Below are 20,225 nucleotides of genomic sequence, written 5' to 3'. Positions count from 1 at the left end.
TGGATAGACAGGCGAGCGGACCTTTCGTGCTGGGGGGCTTCTGCAACGGCGCCATTGTGGCATTCGAAGCAGCTCGCCTGCTGATGGCAGCCGGCCACAGGGTTGGTAGGGTCGTCATGGTTGACCCGCCGACCGTTAGTGCCCGTGCGGCGGCGCAAGCGATCCTCAGACCGATGAAGCGACTAGTCTCGCCTTACAGTCTGCGCTGGACCTATCAGCTGATGGTCAGGCTCGAGCAGTTCTTCTACGGGTCGACGAGCAAGCGGGTTAGCCAGCTGTATACCGCTCTAACCAATCCCAAGAAGCTGCATGATGCAGTCTTCAATCCCTATGATACGATTCCGCGCGCGTTATGGGAGCCTTATTCGCTCGCAATGGCGCAATATCTTCCGGCACCGCTCGAGGTTCCTGTGACGTTCTACGCAGCAGACCACGACGGTCGCGCATGGCGAGCTCTCAGTTCGCAACTCGAGGTCATCCAGGTGCCTGGGGGACACGGTGGGTGCCTGACCATCGGCCCGGAACGTCTGGTTGCTCATCTTCGGCAAAGAATGGACGCTGTGCCTGACGGCGTGTCCTCTACCATTGAACTGTACACGTCGCCGATCTCCACGGGGAGCATCGGCGACCCTGTGAGAGACGAAACCTGATTCCGGTATTGGCCCACCCGGACCCATGGCGGGGTCTGCTATCGCGCCGCTATCAGGGGTACAGCAGACATCGCGCCGCGATCTACTAGCGCCGTTGAGGTGCTCGGCCACCATGCCTCGCTGGGCCAGGAGGTCGCCCGACAAATCCTCGGGCTCAGCGGACCAGATTTGCGCACCTTCAGGTCTTCTCTGGGGCGATCGGCATCTCTCGTGGCTTGCGCGCCGCACGCGCCACAGGAAGGAATGCTCGCCCCCTGTCGCGAGCTTCACACAGGAATCGCCTGACCAGCGCCCATGCAGACGGTCGCGCCATCTTGATGTGACGATGGTCAATCGTACCTAAATTCGATGAAATCAACTCAACAGCCTCCCCGGGCACCACGTCAAATGGCGTGTTCGCGTGAACAAGCACGCTTCGCCTTCCGGGGACAACTTCGCTCTTTCGAATTAATCGGAACGCGCCCGCTTTTTGGAGATCCGGCCCAATTATCATCATTGATGACACGCCCTCTGGCACGCGCAACTCAAGGCGGCAGGAGTATGGTTGTATCCACAGCCTGCTATTCTCCTGCCGAGATAGGTAGTTCGACCGCAGTATTGTTTCGAGGCTGCACCACTGCACGTCCCCTAAGGAATTCACCGTCGCGGCACAATCGGAAAACAGGTCAAGGCCTCCCGCCGCACATTCGTGATGCCCACCGAATATGATCGGTGCGCCGAGCATCGCGGAGATGACAACATCACCTTCGCAGGCCGCAGACAGCTCAATTCGCCCCAATACAGGGAATCCGCCGCTCGTCATTTCGGCCATTCGTAACCCGAAAGTCGGCCGATTTACCATTTCGGGGTTCCGATCACGTAGATCTGTCATCGCAACTGCGGCACCTTCGAATCCCGACGCCAGCAAAAGCGGGGCTATTTTGTCGGATAAGGCGTTGTGAGGTGGCACCATCACCCGGTCCACCCGCAGCGCGGTGGTTTTTTCCAACCATTCGATTCTCGAAAGACTTTGGCCTAAAATTGCCAAAGTGCGCTCGCGTGGGCGAGACCGGCTTAGTTCGGCTCGCGTATGATTGTTGCCATGAATAAGAAGCGAGACATACCGTGAGCTGCGCTTTATCAAACTCACAGTGTTTGAGTGCGTGCTCCAAACGTCAACTGGTATCATCGCCAGCGCAACATGAAAGTGGTGCTTTTGCGCTTGCTCGACAAGTTCGCGATAATTCAAAAACCCGTACGAGGGTAAGCGCAAATTTGGATCATCGAGAGTAAAGCACGCACGCAGTGGCGCGTGTCTCCAACCAATTTCTTCAGTTTCCTTAACTAAAAACTGCAACAGGGGTAAGAGCTGCATGAAATTGCTGCCATTCAAGTAATCCAATGGCTGTTCCCCCGGTCGTAAAGCTGGCAGAGGAATAGAAGCCATCTGGCCAACGCATCCGTCTTTTCTTGTTTCAACCCACACTGGGCGGCGATCAAAATATGCAAGGACTTCGCCACCAGGATCTCGCAGCACGGGAACGTTGGAAAATGCGGCGTGTTGCAATGCCCGATTCCGCAGGAGGGGCTTGAGCTGCCTGGACCCAGTGAACACGACTTTGCTGCTATTGCCGGTGGCGCCTCGCTCAACCCGGTAGGGCATGGCATGAAAGTGCCGGACCTGACGTTTCCATAATTCCTCCGCGACTCTCTCGTCCCCGGAAAGGCTGAGCACGACATCCCCAGGCCGGCGCTCGAAGAGATTCTGGCAGTCCTTGAACCGTATAGCGGTAAGACTCTCCAGGACATCCTTTATCATCGGATCAAGCGAGCTGATCGCTGGGTGCACGTAGACGTCGACTACTGCCTTTTCGGCGGTGATCGTCGCGTCCACGCGGCTCTGGATCATTTGAGCAAACTCCTGAAGAGTGACTCGCGTTGCCACTTTTTTGGCGAGTCCAAGCTAACGGGTTGTCAGGAAACAGTGGCCGCTGTGTCAGAGCTTGAACTGGATATCGAGCCCGAGCTATCTCCAATACGTCGAGCGCAACAGCCCGGAGGGATTACTCCCAACAGCGAGGCCTTCCGAGGCGAGGTTCGGATGAGCCTGGTTCTGGCCAGCGCAGCGCATCAAGCCGGGCTGCAAGGCCTGGCGGACGCCTATGGCCGCGTGACCCTGGCAGGACCACGGCATCGTTGCCGTGACTTGATCGCTCGGCTTGAGGCGCTCCATCAGCTACACTAATCCGTCTCATCTGGCGGAACTGCTGCGCCGGCCCCGGGAACGGCCACACGTCGCTGCGCCGAGAAGCGAGATGAACTCGCGACGCCTCGTTACAATAGCATCATGCTGGATCGAATTGACCTTGCCCCTTTGGCTTACTCCGGTTTGAACCGCGACCTCGAATTGTGCTCCTCTTTGGGAAGTCCTATACAAAAGCTCGCTTCCCACTGACAGAGGTCGGCGCAATGGGGCTCTCAGCGAACATATCTGCGGGAGGTGATCCGCCCGGCGCGGTCCTTATCATCGTCGAGAACCTGCCGGTGCCGGTCGATCGCCGGGTCTGGTCCGAGGCCACAGCGCTGCGACAGGCTGGTTACACCGTTTCAGTCATTTGTCCGAAGGGGAGGGGATACGACAAGGCATACGAGCAGATGGACGGTGTGCATATCTACCGCCATCCACGGGGTGTGGAAGGCTCGGGCGCCGCGACCTATCTTCTCGAATATACTGTCGCCCTTTTTTGGCAATTCGTTCTGTCGTTGAAGGTGGCGCACAGGCATGGATTCGATATTCTTCAAGCGTGCAATCCGCCGGATCTGACATTCTTGATCGCGATTATTTACAAGTTCTTCTTTGGCAAGAAATTTCTGTTTGATCAGCATGATCCCTCGCCCGAACTTTATGAGGTCAAGTTCGGCCGCCGGGATTTCTTTTATCGTCTCCTGCTCGTGTTTGAACGCTGGACGTTTCGCTTGGCCGACGGGGTCCTCGCGACAAACCCAACCCTAAAGCAGCAGGCCGTGGAGCGAGGGGGAATGCCGCCAGACATGGTCTGGATCGTCAGAAGCGTCCCCGACATTAGGCGATTCAGCCAGGTCAAGCCCGACCTGTCGGTCAGGCGGACCTTTCGATATCTCGTCGGCTATGTGGGAATGATGGCCGACCAGGACGGAGTAGACCTCCTGGTCAAGGCGATGGAACACATCGTCAAGCGCATGCATCGAACGGATATCGCCTGCCTGATCATCGGCGATGGGCCGGAAGCAGGTCGGGTCAGGACGCTCACAGGCGAACTCGGGATTGCCGGCCATATCGAATTTGCCGGTTACATTTCGGGCGATGCGCTTCCCGCCATGCTGGCGGCTTGCGACATCGGCGTCGTTCCGGATCCGCCCAATGCCTGCAACGCGATTATGTCGATGATCAAGGTCTTTGAGTACATGGCCCTCGGGCTGCCGTTCGTGCTGTTCGACTTGGCACAGGCGAGGGCTGATGCAGGCGACGCCGGCCTGGTGGTGGCGGAGCCGACGCCGCGGGCGCTCGGCGAAGGAATCCTCGCGCTGCTTGAAGATGAGGCCGGGCGCGAGCGGATGCGGAACTCCGGCAGGAAACGTGCCTACGGTGACTTTCAATGGGAGGTCGAAAAGCGTTCCCTCTTGGCCGCCTATGCGCGGTTGGTGCCGAGGCGCGCACGTGCACATGCAGGGACACCAGCCAATTCGAAAGCTCCCTAAGAGCGGAAGCAATTAGCTCAGCGCTGGATCGGGTGAACTGGTCGATCGCGAGGTCGCCGACGTCTATGTGTCTGGGGCGGTGCTCTTTTTGGTCTACCCCTTTCAATTCTTGTCCGCATGTTTGAATGCGATCGTAAATCGTCGGCCCTGAGGGCGGCGGCCACGCTGCGATAGACGTCGCGCCTGATCTTATCAGTTGAGGAGCGCGAACAAGTGGCCCCGATGCTAATGGATGGGCCCGCCGCCGTGTGCCGCGCGCCTTGGTAGGCCACCCGGTTCGCCTCTCTTCCGAATGGCGGGCGGAGGCACCGGCAACGCGTTCAACGTCCAGGTCGTACTTGAGGTCAGCCTCACCTGGAGCGCAATCTGTTTGGCGGCAAGATGACTCCGCTATGCCGCTCAGAGGACTCGCAAGGCCACTTGCTCCAAACAGATCGAGAAGCAACGCCACATCGCATATCTATCGGCGCAGCGTTGCCACGTGCACTTCATGCGCAACACGCTGGCGCTTGAGGGCAAAGGCTGACGGCGCGTCGTCTCCGCTTCCATCGCCACCATTCGCCCAAGCGGCAGGCGCCAGTGCCCAAGACTGATGTGCTGTCCTACACCGCCGTACTTTCCGAACCGCGACACAAGCTGACACGAAAAATCGAGTGCGTGTCTTGAACCACCAATTCAATACGTGGCGCAATATAGGCGCGTATGAGGCAAGTGCCTGGCACTACCTACTTGAGTATAAGTCACACTTTGAAAGTTTTTTCGCCATTTTTGCTCATTAGGCAACCAACCCAGCAGTCGGGGGGCACCTTCAAAAATCCCACTGCTTTGGAGTCCGCTCGCAGTCCGAGACTGCGATGCGTTGGAATCCGCGCGCGGTCCGTGACTGTGATGCGTTGGAATCTGCTTGCGGCCTGAGGTTGCGAGCACGTGGTATGTCGCGCGCCTTCTTGATGCGCGGCAGTGGAATTCCCTTGTCAACGTCAAAGACTCAGCAACAGAACGAAAGGTACGCATGTCGTTCAACTTGTCATCCACTCCGTTTTCGTCGGGGTCGCTTTGGAACCAGCAGGTCAATACCGGAGCGACGTATACGTCGATCAACTGGCCCACATCGACCGGATGGAACTACGCCGCGACGGACCTATTTCCAGTCTACGTCGCCTCGTCGTCGGACCCGGTGGTGCAGGTGACTGTTCCCGAGACCTATGGATGGCCCGCCGGGACCATCAGCGTCCATATCCCGGTAGGGGCGACCGGCGGGGGCGGCGCGGGATATGGGTCAGACCCGAATCCCGACAACCCGATGATCGTCATCGACGGCGACATCGCCTACAATTTCTGGCGATGGAACTGGACGAGCAACACGACCGCGACCGCCCAGGCGTATGGTGAGGCGAACGTGGTCACGGGCACCGGTTGGGGCGCCCTCCGGACACCCACTGCGGAAAATAATTGGTCATCCGTGCTGGGTGCAGGCGTCTCTGCCGACGGCTCGAGCGAGCTCGGCGGGCTCCTGGTCAAGGCGCAGACGGACACGGGCACGATCAATCATGCCCTGCAACTCGCCGTCGACAACTCGCTCTTGGCGCCAGGCTACGTAGCCCCCGCCATCGGCACCGACGGCTACACTGCCGGTGCTCCCTTGCAGGAAGGCCAGCTTCTGGCCATTGCGCCCGGAACGCCGATGCCGTCCGGCCTTTCGCCGCTGGGCCAGGAGGTGTTCCGTGCCCTCCAGCAATACGGCGCCTACATCACCGAGCGGGGAGGCGGCCAGACCGCGCTTCGCATCCAGCAGAACGCCTATGACGCGACGACGATCAGCGCCCTCGATGCGGACGTGAACAAGTTGCTTCCAATGCTCAAGTTGGTGAGCGGGGGCACGCCGACAACCTCGCCCACCACCCCAACGGTCACGCCGGCGGTGACGCAGGCCACGGCTACTCCCGGGACGGGAATCGAGCATGCCGGCGACGTCATCACGCTGGCGCTCGGCTTCAACGAAGCGGTGACGGTGACGGGCACGCCCACGTTGCAGCTCAACGACGGCAATGTCGCCACCTATGCGGGTGGTTCTGGCACGAGCACGCTCACTTTCAAGACGACGGTTGCGGCGACCGACACGAATACCTCGGCGCTTGCCATCACCGGCGTCAACCTTCCGAGCGGTGTGAGCATCAAGGATGCCGCCGGTGTCGCGGCGAACCTGTCGGGTGCCGTGAAGACCTTCACCGGCCTCCAGATCGATCCGGTCTTGCCGGCGGTGACGCAGGCGACGGCCAACCCGACAACGGGTACCGAGCACGTCGGCGACGTCATCACGCTGGCACTCGGTTTCAACGAGGCCGTGACCGTGACGGGTACGCCCGCGCTGTCGCTCAATGACGGCGGCACGGCCACCTATGTCGGCGGTTCGGGCACGAACACGCTCACCTTCAAGACCACGGTCGCCTCGACCAACACCAGCACGTCGGCGTTGGCCATCACCGGCGTCAATCTTTCGAATGGAGCGATCAAGGACGCTTCCGGTGTCGCTGCCAATCTTGCTGGCGCCGTGAAGACGTTCTCCGGTCTGCAGATCGACCCGACGTCGACGACGACGCCCACGCCGCCAACCACGCCCACGGCGCCGACCACGCCCACACAGCCGTCGACTCCCTCCGTGATTTCGCCTGACCTCACCATTGCGGATGACACGCTCTGGGTGGCGGGGCGAGGCGGTACTGTCGATCTCGGGACGAAGGTGACGACGACCGATTCCAACGATCGCGTGACCGTGCACATCACGGGATTGCCGAAGTATGAATCGATCACAGACAACCTCGACGGCCAGACGTTCCGGGGAAGAGACATCACGTTGACGGCCGCGCAGGTCAACAGCGGATTGACTCTGACCTCGACCTACAGGGGGGGCGGCTATCCGGTTGCGGAACTTACCCTGACGGCAAGCGCGACGGATCCGTCGACCGGTGCCGTTGCGACAGCGGCTCCGCAGACCATCACCGTGACGGATCCTCGCCCGACCACAACGACGTCGTCGCACGGCCATCACGCTGCGACGGATCATCACCCGGTCGCCGCCACGACGGCCGTGACCCCGACGGTCTCGCAGACGATCGAGCCCACGGATCATCAACAGGTGGCCGGTGCCAACACGGGATGCCTGGCAAACCGGGGCTTTGCGCTGCTCCAGCAGCTCTTCGATCCGGCCGGCAGCAGCCTGGCAACGACCGCGGCCCATCCGGTCATGGCGGCAGATCATCCGTCTGCCAGCGGGAGCACGATGGCGTCGCTGGCAAGCCAGAGCTTTGCGCTGTTGAACCAGTATCTGGCCGCCCACACCGGCGCGGTGGATCCCGGTCAGATCGTGGCGGCTGTGTCGCAAGCGACCGGTTGGGGGCACGACGCGTTGCTGGCCAGACCGCAACACTAAGGCCAAGCCGCACCCAGGCTCCGCGCCTGGGTGCGGCACCCGCAATGTCTTGGAATGCATGAGAAGGAACATCATACGCGGCCGGTAGCCGCGAAGGGTTGAGTATTAAATGGCGATCCAGAATGGAAATGCCCATGCCGCAGATCTCGGGCTTCGATCCCTGGCTCTGTTCCTGCGCCTTCATGGTGTGAACGCCGAGCCCGAACAGCTCCGCGACCATTGCGGAGACAGCGCAATCGGCATCCGTGCGATGCTTCGCTGCGCCCGCGATTTCGGACTGAAGGTCGGTTCACGCACGGCCCATTGGAAGCAGCTCGCAAGCATCAGTCTTCCCGGAATTGCAGCGCTGCGCGATGGCGGATTCCTGCTGCTCGGGAAGGTCGAGGACGGCGCGGCGCTTGTACTGCATCCGACCGCGACACAGCCGAAGTTGATGCCGCGCGCCGAGTTCGAGGAGATCTGGGACGGCCGACTGATCCTGAGCGGATCTCAAAGCCTCGCCGACCGGGCACATCATGCGTTTGCCGGTCTGATCACGCACGGGCGCGATCTAGCTGTCCGTGCCGGCGACGCTCTGATGCGGGCATATCACTTCAATCGCCGCGATACGCGCGCCCAGAAGCCCGGTCCTGAGCCTGTGGACGGCGATGAGTCGGGACTCATTGCAATGGCGATATTGCTGCGTTGCCATGGCGTTGCGGCCGACCCGGAGCAAATTCGCCATCGCATGGGCACCTCGCGCGTGGGTGTGACCGAAATCCTGCGTTGCACCAGGGACTTCGGCCTGAAGGCCCGGGCACAACGGTCGAACTGGAGCAGACTCGCCGTCACGCCGTTGCCGGCGATCGCCGCGCTTCGCGATGGCAGCTTCCTGATCCTGGGCAAGGTCGTCGACGACACGCTTCTAGTTCAGCGTCCATTGTCTTCCCGACCTGAATCGATGACCCAGGCCGAACTTGAGGCGATCTGGGACGGCGACATCATCCTGATGACCCGACGTGCGTCCCTGACGGATCTCTCCAGACGATTCGATATCGGCTGGTTCCTCGGCGCGGTTCACAAGTATCGCCGCCTTCTCGGTGAAGTGCTGATCGCCTCGTTCTTCCTTCAGGTCTTTGCGCTCGTCGCCCCGCTGTTCTTCCAGGTCGTCATCGACAAGGTTCTGGTGCATCGAAGCATCAGCACGCTGGATGTGCTGGTCGGGGGCCTCGTCGCGCTGACCTTGTTCGAGACCGTCCTCGGCACGTTGCGCGTCTATTTGTTCGCGCACACGACGAACCGTATCGACGTCGAGCTCGGCGCACGGCTGTTCCGTCACCTGATGGCGCTGCCGATCGCCTATTTTCAAACACGCCGCGTTGGCGACTCCGTTGCCCGCGTTCGCGAGCTCGAGAACATCCGTCAGTTCCTGACGAGCTCGGCGCTCACGCTTGTCGTCGATCTCCTGTTCACCGTCGTCTTCCTTGCGGTGATGTTCTACTACTCGACACCGCTGACGCTGATCGTTCTGGCTTCATTCCCCTTCTACATCGGAATCTCCGCCGGCGCCGCGCCGCTGTTTCGCCGGCGCCTCGATGAGAAGTTCAATCGTGGATCGGAGAACCAGGCCTTCCTGGTCGAGAGCGTCACGGGCGTTGAGACACTGAAGGCGATGGCGGTCGAGCCGCAGATGCAGCGCCGCTGGGAGGAGCAACTTGCCGGCTATGTGGCCGCGAGTTTCCGCGTGCTCAGCCTGAACAACACGGCGAGCCAAGCCGTCCAGATGATCAACAAGCTGGTCACGGCCGCAACGCTCTACTTCGGCGCCAGGTACGTGATCGGCGGCGACCTGAGCGTCGGTGAACTGGTCGCGTTCAACATGCTGGCGGGGCGGGTGAGCACGCCGGTTCTACGGCTTGCGCAGATCTGGCAGGATTTCCACCAGGCGCGGCTGTCGGTCGATCGCCTCGGCGACATTCTCAACACCATTCCGGAGCCAAGCTTCAGTTCGGCCCGCGCCGGGCTGCCGCCGATCCGCGGCAAGGTCGTGTTCGACCACGCGACCTTCCGCTACCGCGCCGACGGCCCCGAGGTGCTGCACGATGTGTCCTTCAGCGTCGAGCCGGGCCAGGTCATCGGTATCGTCGGCTCTTCGGGCTCGGGCAAGAGCACCATCGGCAAGCTGATCCAGCGCTTCTACGTGCCGGAGAGCGGACGCGTCCTGGTCGACGGCGTCGACCTCGCGACTGTCGACCTGACCTGGCTTCGCCGCCAGATCGGCGTGGTGTTGCAGGAGAATGTGCTCTTCAATCGCTCGATCCGCGAGAACATCGCGCTCGCCGACCCGTCCATGCCCATGGATCGCGTCATCGAGGCGGCTTCGCTCGCCGGCGCTCATGACTTCATCCTGGAGTTGCCGGAGGGCTACGACACCGTCGTCGGCGAACGCGGCAGCACCTTATCCGGCGGGCAGCGCCAGCGTGTTGCGATCGCTCGCGCACTCATCACCAACCCCCGCATCCTTATCCTCGACGAGGCGACCAGTGCGCTTGACTACGAAAGCGAGCGGGCCATCCAGCAGAACATGAAACGGATTGCCGCGGGCCGGACCGTGTTCGTCATTGCTCATCGGCTCTCGACCGTGCGCAATGCGAACCGGATCATCACACTCGAGCACGGCCGAATTGTCGAGGACGGCAGCCATGATGAGCTGGTCCGCTCGAACGGACGCTACGCAAACCTCCATTACCTGCAGGCCGGTATTCATGATGTCCGCTAGCCGAAATATCGTTCCGTTCCCGAGAGCCGAAGTTCGACGGCGCGAGCATGAGATTGCGTTTCTGCCTGCGGCGCTCGAGATCGCCGAAGCGCCGCCGTCTCCGGTCGGTCGCGCGATCGGGGTGAGCATCATCGCGGTCTTCTGCATCGCGCTGCTGTGGGCATCCCTTGGCAGCGTCGACATCGTCGCTACCGCGACAGGCAAGATCGTGCCCGGTGGCCGCACCAAGGTGATCCAGCCGTTCGAGACGGGCGTTGTCCGCGCAATCCACGTACGCGACGGACAGAGCGTCAAGGCCGGCGACGTTCTGATCGAGCTCGATCCGACGATGACGGAAGCCGATCAGGAGCGCCAGAGAAGCGATCTCGTTGCCGCCGAACTCGACGTCGCGCGGCTGCGCGCGGCGCTCACTGATGACCCGCTTGCCGCCTTCCGATCGCCGCAGGGCGCAAGCGCTGCGGAGATCGAAATGCACCGCCAGTTTCTCATCAGCCAGCGCGCCGAACAGAGCGCCAAGCTCGCGGAGATCGAGCGCCAGCAGGGTCAGAAGGAAGCCGAACGGGCGACTACCTCGGCGAGCGTGGCGAAGCTCCAGGCGACGATACCGGTGCTCCAGGAGCGGGTCGACATTCGCAAGAATCTGGTCGACAAGGCCTTGGCCTCGAAGGTTGTCTATCTCTCCGAGTATCAGGAGTTGGTCGGCCTCCAACAGGATCTGGTCCTCCAGCAGAGTCGGCTCCGCGAAGCCGACGCCGCGATCGCTTTGCTGAAGGAAACGAAGGACAGGACCGCCGCGGAGTATCGCCGTACCACCTACGATGCACTTGCGAAAGCAGAGCAAAAGGCGGCAAGCGCTGCGCAGGAGGTGGTCAAGGCGGAGCGCCGCACGAAGCTTCAGCATCTGACCGCGCCGGTCGACGGCACGGTGCAACAGCTCGCCGTTCACACGGTGGGAGGTGTGGTGACACCGGCGCAGGCGCTGGCCATCGTAGTTCCGACCGAGAGCCAGCTTGAGATCGAGGCCATGCTCTCCAACCGCGATATCGGATTCGTTCATCCCGGACAAAAGGCGGAGATCAAGATCGATACGTTCAACTTCACGCGTTACGGGCTTCTCTCCGGAGATGTGCTGAGCGTGTCGACGGATGCCATCACGCGCGACAGGCAGGGCGGATCGAACGAACGCGCGTCGGGGACCGTGCAAGGCAGCAGCGAACCGAAAGGCCAGGAGCTGGAATATGCAGCGCGCATTTCACTCGACCGCACGCACATGCAGGTGGAGGACAAGCTCGTCAAACTCGGCCCGGGCATGGCGGTGACGGTCGAAATCAAGACCGGCGCGCGCAGGATCATCAGCTACCTTCTCTCGCCCATCGCAAGATATAGGCAGGAGGCGCTGCGGGAGCGGTAGACGGAAGCGGATCTTCTGCGTCGCAATTGTATGGGCTACCTGCGGCACGGTCGAGATCGTCGCCACGGCCAACGGCAAGATCATCCCCAGCGGCAGGACCAATCTGATCCAGCCGCTGGAGACCAGCGTCGTTCGCCCATCAATGTCCACGAAGGCCAACTGGTCCGTGCCGGAGAAAGCCTGATCGAGCTCGATCCGACTATGACAGCGGCCGAGCGGCAAATCTTAGCAGGGCGTCGCATGTTGAAGTTGGATGATCCAGCCGCCAATCGGATAATTATCATCCTTCAATAGATCGGGAGTGTAAAACCTATCGAGAGAATTCGCACCTGACACCCCGAGCCTAGTGGGACAGTCGCACGCGCCGCTGGACTCCGGCAAAAGGATAAAGGTGTCGCCATATCTTCAATTCAAAAGGGATTCCAAGCGTCTGGCTCCGGTATCCGCCACCGCTGCCTCGCCCCATCGACGATGCCACGCCTGAAACATTAAGACATTCCAAATCAGGAAATACCGCCGATCATCCCCGCTCAAAAATTCGGTCCAGAGCGAGCGAATGGCATCGACGTAAAAGATATCATCGGCGCTCAGGCAAGCTTCGCTCATCAGGTCTTCGGCCCAATTCCGCAATGGACCGCGCAACCAATCTCCGAGCGGAACCCCGAATCCCATTTTTGGGCGCTCGACCAAACGATCGGGCACATGACGAGCAAGAACACGCCGGAGCAAATGTTTGGGGCGCCGGGCACGCGCGTTCTGAATTGACGGCAGCTTCCAGACCCATTCAACCAGTCGATGGTCGAGGAGCGGCACACGCACCTCAAGAGCCACAGCCATAGAGGCCCGATCAACCTTAGTCAGGATGTCATCGGGCAAATACGCGCACATATCCAGATAGCGCATACAGTCCACCGGATCTGGCAAGAGGACCTCGAGGTTTTGGTCCCAGCAGGCCGTCCGCACCTCTTGCGATCCTTTTACAAGATCGTCGTCTTGGATCTGTGAGATGAGTTGATAGTACACGGAATCGATCGATGACATTGAGAGGAGTTGCGCCAGCCGGTGAGCCTTTTGGCCAACACGTGGGAGGCGCCGAACGTATGGTACATAGCGCGCTATGCTGTCGAAAGTGCTAGGAGGCACGGCGCGAATGCTTGAAGACACGAGGCGGCGGAGCGCAAGCGGCACTTTCGCACTTGGTCGCCAAACGTTCTCCGTCCGTTGATAGCGGTCGTATCCCGAAAACAATTCGTCTCCACCATCTCCTGACAGTGCCACCGTGACGCGTTTTCGCGTCAAGGCGGAAACAATATGGGTCGGGATCTGGGAGGGATCGGCGAATGGCTCGTCATACATCTCGGCCAACTTCGGCACTACATCGAGGGCATCAGCGCCACTAACGGGAAACGTTGTATGGTCGGTCCCAAGATGTCGCGCGACAGCCTCCGCGTGCTTCGCCTCGTCGAATACCGGGTTCTCGAAGCCAATGGTAAACGTCCTGACTGGTCTCACAGAAGCTTTCTGCATCAGTGCGACGACAGTAGATGAGTCATAGCCGCCCGACAGAAAGGCGCCAAGCGGAACATCCGCTATCATGCGGCGCGATACTGCATCATCCAGGAGAGCCTCAAGCTCATCGACCAGTTCCTCTTCGTTGGCTCGAAGCGTATTGCGTTGCCCCTGCGAGACAACATCGGCCAGATCCCAGTACACGCCCACTTCGGGGCCGCCGCCGTGCGCAATTTTGACGAACCCGGCGGGCGGCAGTTTGTAGACATCTTCATAGATCGTGAATGGACCCGGCACATAACTATGCCGAAGAAAAGCGGCGATCGCTCCACGATTGAGAGTTGGCTTCCAACCGGGATGAGCGCGCAGCGCCTTCAATTCTGATCCGAACAAAACTAGTCCATCGAAAATCGCCCAATAGAGCGGCTTTTCGCCCATTCGATCACGAGCTAGGAACAGTTGGCGCTCTCGGGCGTCCCAGGCGGCAATTGCGAACATCCCGTTCAGGCGGGCGATAGTCGATTTGACTCCCCATTGGACGAAGCCTTCGACAATAACTTCTGTATCCGAATGTCCGCGAAACTGAACTCCGCGGCGCTCCAATTCGGCCCTCAGTTCTCGGAAATTATATATTTCACCGTTGAAGGTAATTGTATATTGCGCGTTGGCCGAGACCATCGGTTGATGGCCCATTGGGGACAAGTCGATAATTGCAAGGCGACGTTGCCCGAAGGCAATGCTGACTTGTTCGCTTAACCAAACTCCGCAGTCGTCGGGCCCGCGGTGGCTCAGGGTCTGCGTCATTGCAGACGCCCGCCTTTTCAGATCTTGAAGGCTGCAGCCATTGCGTTCCCAAATGCCAGAAATGCCGCACATGCTTGAAAAGGCTCACCCGATAAGAGGACGTCAACGCATGGCATCCAAACCCACACCTCACGAGCATAGTATTTTGAACCGGTCCGCGGCTCGCGCTCACCCCGAACCCGTAAGGCGCGCTGGCCTTGTCTTTGCCGATATTTCAGATTGATGATCTGATCGGAGCACGTCCGGAATAGGTCGCTCGATCCAGTCATCTTGTGCGCTTCGACGAGGTTCCTGCCCGATGGCGAGAATTTCGGACAGTTCACGGAGTATTCCGATAGCGATGCCAAGAAGCGCTCCCGCAACAATCGCTGCTCCAAGCACGACTCTGGCTTTTGGCGAACTGGCCCTCAAAGGAGGCGACGCCCCAGTGATGAGACTCGCCTCAAACACCGGCAAGGATTGTTGTCGCGTGGCTTCCATCTTACGCAGAACGTGGCGAAAGTTATCATAGGCGCTTTTGGATGATTCAGCAGCGGCTGCCAGTCTATCGATAGTAGCAGCGGAATCCGCTGTATCTTTCCTGTTTCTACTGAAATCCTCCAATGCTTTTTGGGCAGCTAATGCTTGAGTGCTCAATTCGTTCAATCGATCCTTGATCCACGAATCATCTCGTAAGCCGGCATAGTCCATTTGACGGGTAATATATTTTTCTGCCACGGCGTTTAGGATCTGCGCCGCTCGATCAGGATCTCTGGAGTCGAAGGTAATCTCGACAAGATACGTAGGGCCGAGACGCTTGGCTAAAAGCTTGCGTTGGAACGATTCCACAATATACCGCGCCGCATGAGCTTTCGTTTCCGGCTTACTCCAGCCGAGCAAACGGGATATCGAGCTGGTCATGCTGTGCAGGGGGCTGGCTTGGCTGGCCTCAAATTCCGGATCTTGAGCAAGACCTAGCTTTTCGATCACAGCGTTAGCGATGCTCTCAGACGTTATGATCTTGATCTGGCTTTCCACGATCGTTGACACCGAGGTAGGGTCGACCGCTCTCGAGTCCACCACGAGTTCCGCCTTCGCCGTATACGTGGGTGTCGCGGTAATGAGGTAGATTATGGCAATGACAAGCGTTGCCAAGGTTGCCAGCGATATGATCGAGAGATGTCGTCGTATGAAGGCTAGCACTTCTACCAGGGACATGGTGGGTGCCGGACGAAAGTCAGGCGGCATATTGTCCCGATTTACCCAATTATCCGTTCTATTGGTCTGCACCATTTTCACACCAGCGCTGATAGTTGAGGCTTCGCGACGATGACCAAGCTGTCGATAAGGCGATGGTCGGTTGGCGGAAGATGCAGCAGATGAAGTCGCGCAAGGCAACTAGCCGTCGCCTACCGACGCTTGGTGGGACCGCCCTGCCGCCGTCGACTAAATGTGCCGGAAACTGTGTAGAGCCCGGCAAATCGGTGAAGAACCCAAAACCCATGGCACTCTACGACCCAGTCGCTCATCTGCGTTTGAATCAGTACATTCCACCTCACTGGTTGGGAAAGGCAATAAGTAGGTAACTAGGATGGTCCATTGAGCCGCGGCGCTACCGGTTTAGAGCCGCCAGCGCGCCCATGAGCCTAGCGGGACTGTCGCTCTGATCCGTCACTTGGACGAGGGCGAAGTACTCAGCAGGCAAGCGCATTTTGGTCCGGGCACGCTGCCCTGCGGCACTCCACCGGAGTTTGGTGGGAGGACAAGCTCGTCAAACTCGGTCCCCGCATGGCGGTGACGGTAGAGAACCGGCGCGCCCAGGATCATCAGCTACCTTCTCTGGCCCCTGGCGAAATATAAGCAGGAGGCGCTGCGGAGTGTTAAGTAGGCGGCCAGTTCTCGCAACGCCGATACTCGCCGTCCCCACAAGGGGTACGTCGACACTGTCCGCATGCTGTTCGCGCGAAGGCGGCAGGAAAGGTATCCTGCCGGGATGCCTGTCGTGAAATGTCGCGGCTTGCACCCGTAATGGGAGCATTCCGATGGTGGGAGTCGTCTCCGGCCCCTTGGACTACTTGTACAACCGGATCGCCGCGCCGGACCCTCGATCACTGCCCTTGCGGATCCGGCCGTCAATAGGCGTCGTCGCTGCGTGATCGGGGATCAAGGGAGGCGTCTGATTGAGATGATCCGTCTCAGAGATCATCTTGAGTGGCGTCACGACACCTGCACCTGCATCGATGGCTGTCGGCGCATGATTGTTTGACGCGCGAACCTGCGATTCATGGTTCATTCCCCAGATCGCCGCCTGCGTCCGGTTCTGAACTCGTATCTTCCGCAAGATCGCTTTGACGTGGACCTTCACGGTGGCTTCGGCGATATCGATCTTTCGAGCAATGCCCTTGTTGGAATCGCCTTCAATCAGGCAGGATAGAATTGCCCGTTCGCGCGGAGAGAGCTGCGGCGAAATCGCGTCCGCTGGAGCAACGAGGATAGCGTTTTCAGTCTGGCCGCATTGCGTCGTTTCGCGTTCGTGTTCACGACTGCCGTCAAGAGCGAACCGCAGCAACGCAGGTGGGAAGACGGTCTCGCCCATCGTCACGAGTTCGACCGACTTGATGAACGCGTCGCACGAATTGACGTTGACGAAGTATCCATTAGCGCCTGCGCGAAACGCGGAGGCAAGCTCGGTCGGCCGATAGTTGTCCGACACGACCGCAATGGGCGCGTTGGGATAGCGATCCTTCAAATATCCGATCTGCGCTATCTCGATGCCAAAATCATCATCGCTGTGGATGATGAGAAACATCAGTTTCTCGGCTTGAAGGGAGCTTGGCAGCTCCTCAGGGTTTGAAGCAGAAATGGCAATGCGAAAATTTGCCGTATGCAATATTCTGGCAATACCTTCACGGATCAAAACGTTTTTTCCGAGAAGTACCATTCCGCAAATTTGACGCCTCCTCATTTTTATCCTCCAACTAACGCACTGACACTACAGGAACAAAATCAATTGTTTCTCGCGAGGGGGTGACCAGTTGCCGTCTTCGCCTCGCCTACACACTTTTGGGCTAGTGAATTTTCCTTACTCCGAAGGTCTACGCGGCATCGTCCGCAAGCCATATCCCTCCACGTTGTTGAATCTTTTAGGAATGTTAAATGCGAATTTGCGATAGCCCTATATATCCTTTGCTATAGGTGTGCAGGTGCCACAGTTCGGCTCGTAACGCTGCGTTTTGACGCAGTTTCTGCGTGAACTGCATGACCATGTTTATTAAAAGTGGAAAAATGCGCTCGGACCTTTGGTCGTCAATGCCGCCTCCGCGATACTACGGCCATCGAATTTTGCTGCGCACTGGCCCGTCCCTAGTGTAGTCTGGGGGGCGTTGCGTCGATTAGAATCGTAGTCGCAGCGTGTGGGTCGGAGAGCGAGCAGAGCAGTGCGTCAAGCCAGCCCAATATTGCGCTGCGAAATAGGCATCGGTAGTATAAAAAGAATATTTCGAGAGGGTCGTTCTGGGTTCGCGGAAATAACGGTGGGTTCCTGGAGTTAGATTGTTTTGGGGGCGCAGGCTGAGGAGCGCCCAATGCGACGTACTAACGTAGTCATTGCAGACCGGCATCCGGTTGTCCTGCAGGGACTGAGCAATGTGCTCAGTACTGCGGAGGACTTCAATATCGTTGCATCTTGTAGCGACACTGCAAGCTGCATCCAGGCGATTCGTAACCTTGCGCCCGACATCGCGATTGTTGATCCTGCGATGCCGGAGCTCGCCGCGCTGATAGTTCTTTCCATCAATTCAGAAAATCGTTCGACGCATTTGGTGTTTTTCGCCTCGAGTGAAGATTGCGAATTGGTTTTAGATGCAACCCCCTTTGCCTGCAGCATCGTCTTGAAGGATACGGAGCCAGAGGCGCTCGTGCAGTCCTTACGGCACATCGCCAATGGCCGAAGTTTGCTGCCGGCGATGTCAGCCGGTTCGATGGTGCCGCAGGAACAGAGCGCGAATTCGGACAAGATGATGACGGCTCTGACAGACCGCGAGCGTCAGATCATGCGTCTGGTATCCGAAGGATTGTCGAATAAGGAAATCGGAAGACGGCTGACCATTTCGGTCGGCACCATCAAAGTGCACCTCCACAATATTTTTCAGAAACTCGAAATCAGTAATCGGACGGTGCTCGCGGCATTGGCTATCGCGCAACACGATCGTCCGACAGGTGGGGAGCGCTAAGAGGGTCGTCGCGATCCGCCAATGCCGGTCGCGCCTCCGACTGCAATGAGTAAGCATGCAATGGGCAAGCGTGCGGTGAGAACGCGCCCTCGAACGGATGCGCCGGTCCGACTCGAAAGAATCTCCCCAACGAGCCCCGCTTTCGGGCCCGAGGGCCAGGTCTCCGTCGCGAGTGCGATAAGCCTCCGACCTCGGTGGCCACTGCGCCCGCGGCAAACTGAATGGAGTAATCCGTCAGGACTGTCAGGTCATCCGGAATGGCAGCCAATGCAAGGAGAGAAAGCGCTATTCATTCATCAGCTGCGGCTCTGGGTCGATCGTAGCGGTCCGCTGTCAGGTAAAGCGTCGTCGCGGGCTATGGCGAACGGCTCGAGATAGCATCGCAGAAATGTGCCGATTGAAACTCGGCAGCTGCGGAGCGGCGGTCCTGGCCTTTCCTTCCTGCCCCCCAGCGGTCAGGGCCGTTCCCCCTTCGGGCCTTGCCGGCAAGATGATAACTCTGTGGTTGAGATGAAGGCCAGTTTGGGGCGCAGCTAGATGTCCCTCGAGTTTCACCGTGCCGTCGAGAACATGGAAATCTGGAGCGCGACAGGCGACGGCTTTTCGTTTGTCATCACGTACGAGAGCCCGGCTGGCGCAGGTTTTCATGGACGCGCGGGCTATGTGGCGTCATGGCGGCCGCTTTATGGAGGGAACGGGGCGATCAAGATCGGTGGCTCGGCGTTTGTAAGTCTTGCGGAGGCGGAGAAGGCCTGCAACACGATGCTCGGACATCTGACGGGGTGTCGCTGAGGAGCCGTGCACCCTGCGTCGGACATGCGGCCAGTACGCCAGTGGTGTCGATCCCGGCATTGCGATCACGTTGTAGTCTCTGGAACGGCGAGCCGACCCGCGATGGCCAATCCGATACAGCGCCTATCGGCGGGGACGACGACGTTACGCATCGGTGCGCGCCAATTTCCCCGCTGCCGTCACCTCGAGCCGCTCGACGAAACGGATCATCGCGGGAACCTTCCATGCTGCCAGGCCGTCCTTGCATCGGCTGAGTATCTCTGCGCGGATGGTCTCCTGGCGCGTCTCATCGGTGCCGACCCTGAGGACGACATCGGCAACCACGATGGCGCCCGTGATCGGGCTCCTGCGCGATCGCGCTCGCGACATCTGAACGCAGGCGTGACGATTGATCACGGCCTCCACCTCTTCCGGATGCACCTTCAACCCGCCGATATTGATAATGCCGCCTCGCCGGCCGACGAAATGGTATCGATCGCCGCGTAGCTCGACGATATCGCCCGTATCGACGAAGCCCTCCTCGTCGGCGAGCGGCGGCGCATCGGCGCCGACATAGGCGCGCGCAGTGCGCTTGGAGCGGATCCGCAACGAACCTTCGACAATCTTCATCTCTACGCCGTCGCGATGCCCGATCAAGTGAGCAGGAAATCCCTCGCGCCCATCGTCGACGCTAAAGCCAACTCCGGCTTCTGTTGAGGCATAGGCATGACCGATCGACGCGTGCGGAAATGCCTGAGCCAAGCCGTCGAGCACTGCCTGGTCAGCGATTTCGCCGGACAAGCGGATATAGTGCGGCGAAAAGTCGGCGGGCGTGCCGCTCATCAGAAGCTTGCGCCAGTGCGACGGCGTGCCGGAGATGTGGCTGACGCCGCTCGCGCGCAGTCGCGCCACATGGGCCGCGATGGTTTCCCCGGGCTCGGACAACACCATCGACCCACCGCCG

Annotated in this window: 12 protein-coding genes; 7 read left to right on the top strand and 5 right to left on the bottom strand. The window is 59.6% G+C overall.

Translation table 11 applies throughout. The features are described 5' to 3' along the window. Positions 1-650 (top strand): thioesterase domain-containing protein (locus tag A5906_RS26905; protein WP_136615500.1); only part of this gene is annotated, 650 nt, incomplete at its 5' end. A 178-nt stretch (positions 651-828) separates the two neighbouring features. Here the strand turns inward: A5906_RS26905 and A5906_RS26900 are convergent. After that, positions 829-2,538: a polysaccharide deacetylase family protein gene (locus A5906_RS26900; protein ID WP_080138243.1), complete on the bottom strand. Its 1,710-nt coding sequence runs from the start codon at positions 2,536-2,538 to the stop codon at positions 829-831. 560 nt (positions 2,539-3,098) lie between these two features. Between A5906_RS26900 and A5906_RS26890 the strand changes: the two genes are divergently transcribed. The 4 genes from A5906_RS26890 to A5906_RS26875 all read left to right on the top strand — a co-directional run bounded on the left by A5906_RS26890 (position 3,099) and on the right by A5906_RS26875 (position 11,966). Further along, positions 3,099-4,367, top strand: coding sequence for a glycosyltransferase family 4 protein (locus tag A5906_RS26890; protein ID WP_245326912.1), 1,269 nt, complete (start codon positions 3,099-3,101; stop codon positions 4,365-4,367). A gap of 1,012 nt (positions 4,368-5,379) precedes the next feature. Further along, positions 5,380-7,797 carry a hypothetical protein gene (locus A5906_RS43180; protein ID WP_167523435.1) on the top strand — a complete coding sequence of 806 codons (2,418 nt, stop codon included), beginning with the start codon at positions 5,380-5,382 and terminating at the stop codon, positions 7,795-7,797. A 109-nt stretch (positions 7,798-7,906) separates the two neighbouring features. Beyond that, positions 7,907-10,555 (top strand): type I secretion system permease/ATPase, encoded by a 2,649-nt coding sequence (locus A5906_RS26880; RefSeq protein ID WP_080138240.1) that lies wholly within the window; start codon positions 7,907-7,909, stop codon positions 10,553-10,555. Next, positions 10,542-11,966 carry an HlyD family type I secretion periplasmic adaptor subunit gene (locus A5906_RS26875; protein WP_080138239.1) on the top strand — a complete coding sequence of 475 codons (1,425 nt, stop codon included), beginning with the start codon at positions 10,542-10,544 and terminating at the stop codon, positions 11,964-11,966. Before A5906_RS26880 ends, A5906_RS26875 begins: the two co-directional genes overlap by 14 nt. Before the next feature lie 405 nt (positions 11,967-12,371). Here A5906_RS26875 and asnB read toward each other — a convergent pair whose 3' ends face one another. From asnB to A5906_RS26860, 3 genes are all read right to left on the bottom strand, one after another. Continuing rightward, entirely contained in the window at positions 12,372-14,351 is a 1,980-nt protein-coding gene (asnB, locus tag A5906_RS26870; RefSeq protein WP_080138238.1) for an asparagine synthase (glutamine-hydrolyzing), read from the bottom strand. Between the two features lie 96 nt (positions 14,352-14,447). Then, a complete protein-coding gene (locus A5906_RS26865) occupies positions 14,448-15,551 on the bottom strand; it encodes a Wzz/FepE/Etk N-terminal domain-containing protein (RefSeq protein WP_080138237.1) in 1,104 nt (367 codons plus the stop codon). Positions 15,552-16,329: 778 nt separating this feature from the next. Then, positions 16,330-17,223 (bottom strand): LuxR C-terminal-related transcriptional regulator, encoded by an 894-nt coding sequence (locus A5906_RS26860; protein WP_080138236.1) that lies wholly within the window; start codon positions 17,221-17,223, stop codon positions 16,330-16,332. A gap of 619 nt (positions 17,224-17,842) precedes the next feature. Between A5906_RS26860 and A5906_RS26855 the strand changes: the two genes are divergently transcribed. Beyond that, positions 17,843-18,490, top strand: a complete 648-nt coding sequence (locus tag A5906_RS26855; RefSeq protein WP_080138290.1) for a LuxR C-terminal-related transcriptional regulator — start codon at positions 17,843-17,845, stop codon at positions 18,488-18,490. Positions 18,491-19,027: 537 nt separating this feature from the next. After that, positions 19,028-19,282 carry a hypothetical protein gene (locus A5906_RS45060; protein WP_080138235.1) on the top strand — a complete coding sequence of 85 codons (255 nt, stop codon included), beginning with the start codon at positions 19,028-19,030 and terminating at the stop codon, positions 19,280-19,282. A gap of 144 nt (positions 19,283-19,426) precedes the next feature. On the opposite strand, the gene A5906_RS45055 is transcribed toward A5906_RS45060, so the two are convergent. Beyond that, the coding region (locus A5906_RS45055) for an AMP-binding enzyme (RefSeq protein ID WP_245326911.1) at positions 19,427-20,225 on the bottom strand (799 nt) is incomplete at its 5' end.

This window comes from Bradyrhizobium sacchari (assembly GCF_002068095.1).
GTDB lineage: Bacteria > Pseudomonadota > Alphaproteobacteria > Rhizobiales > Xanthobacteraceae > Bradyrhizobium > Bradyrhizobium sacchari.
The sequence above is the reverse complement of the archived record's forward strand: the minus strand, read 5'-3'. Positions and strand labels throughout refer to the sequence as shown.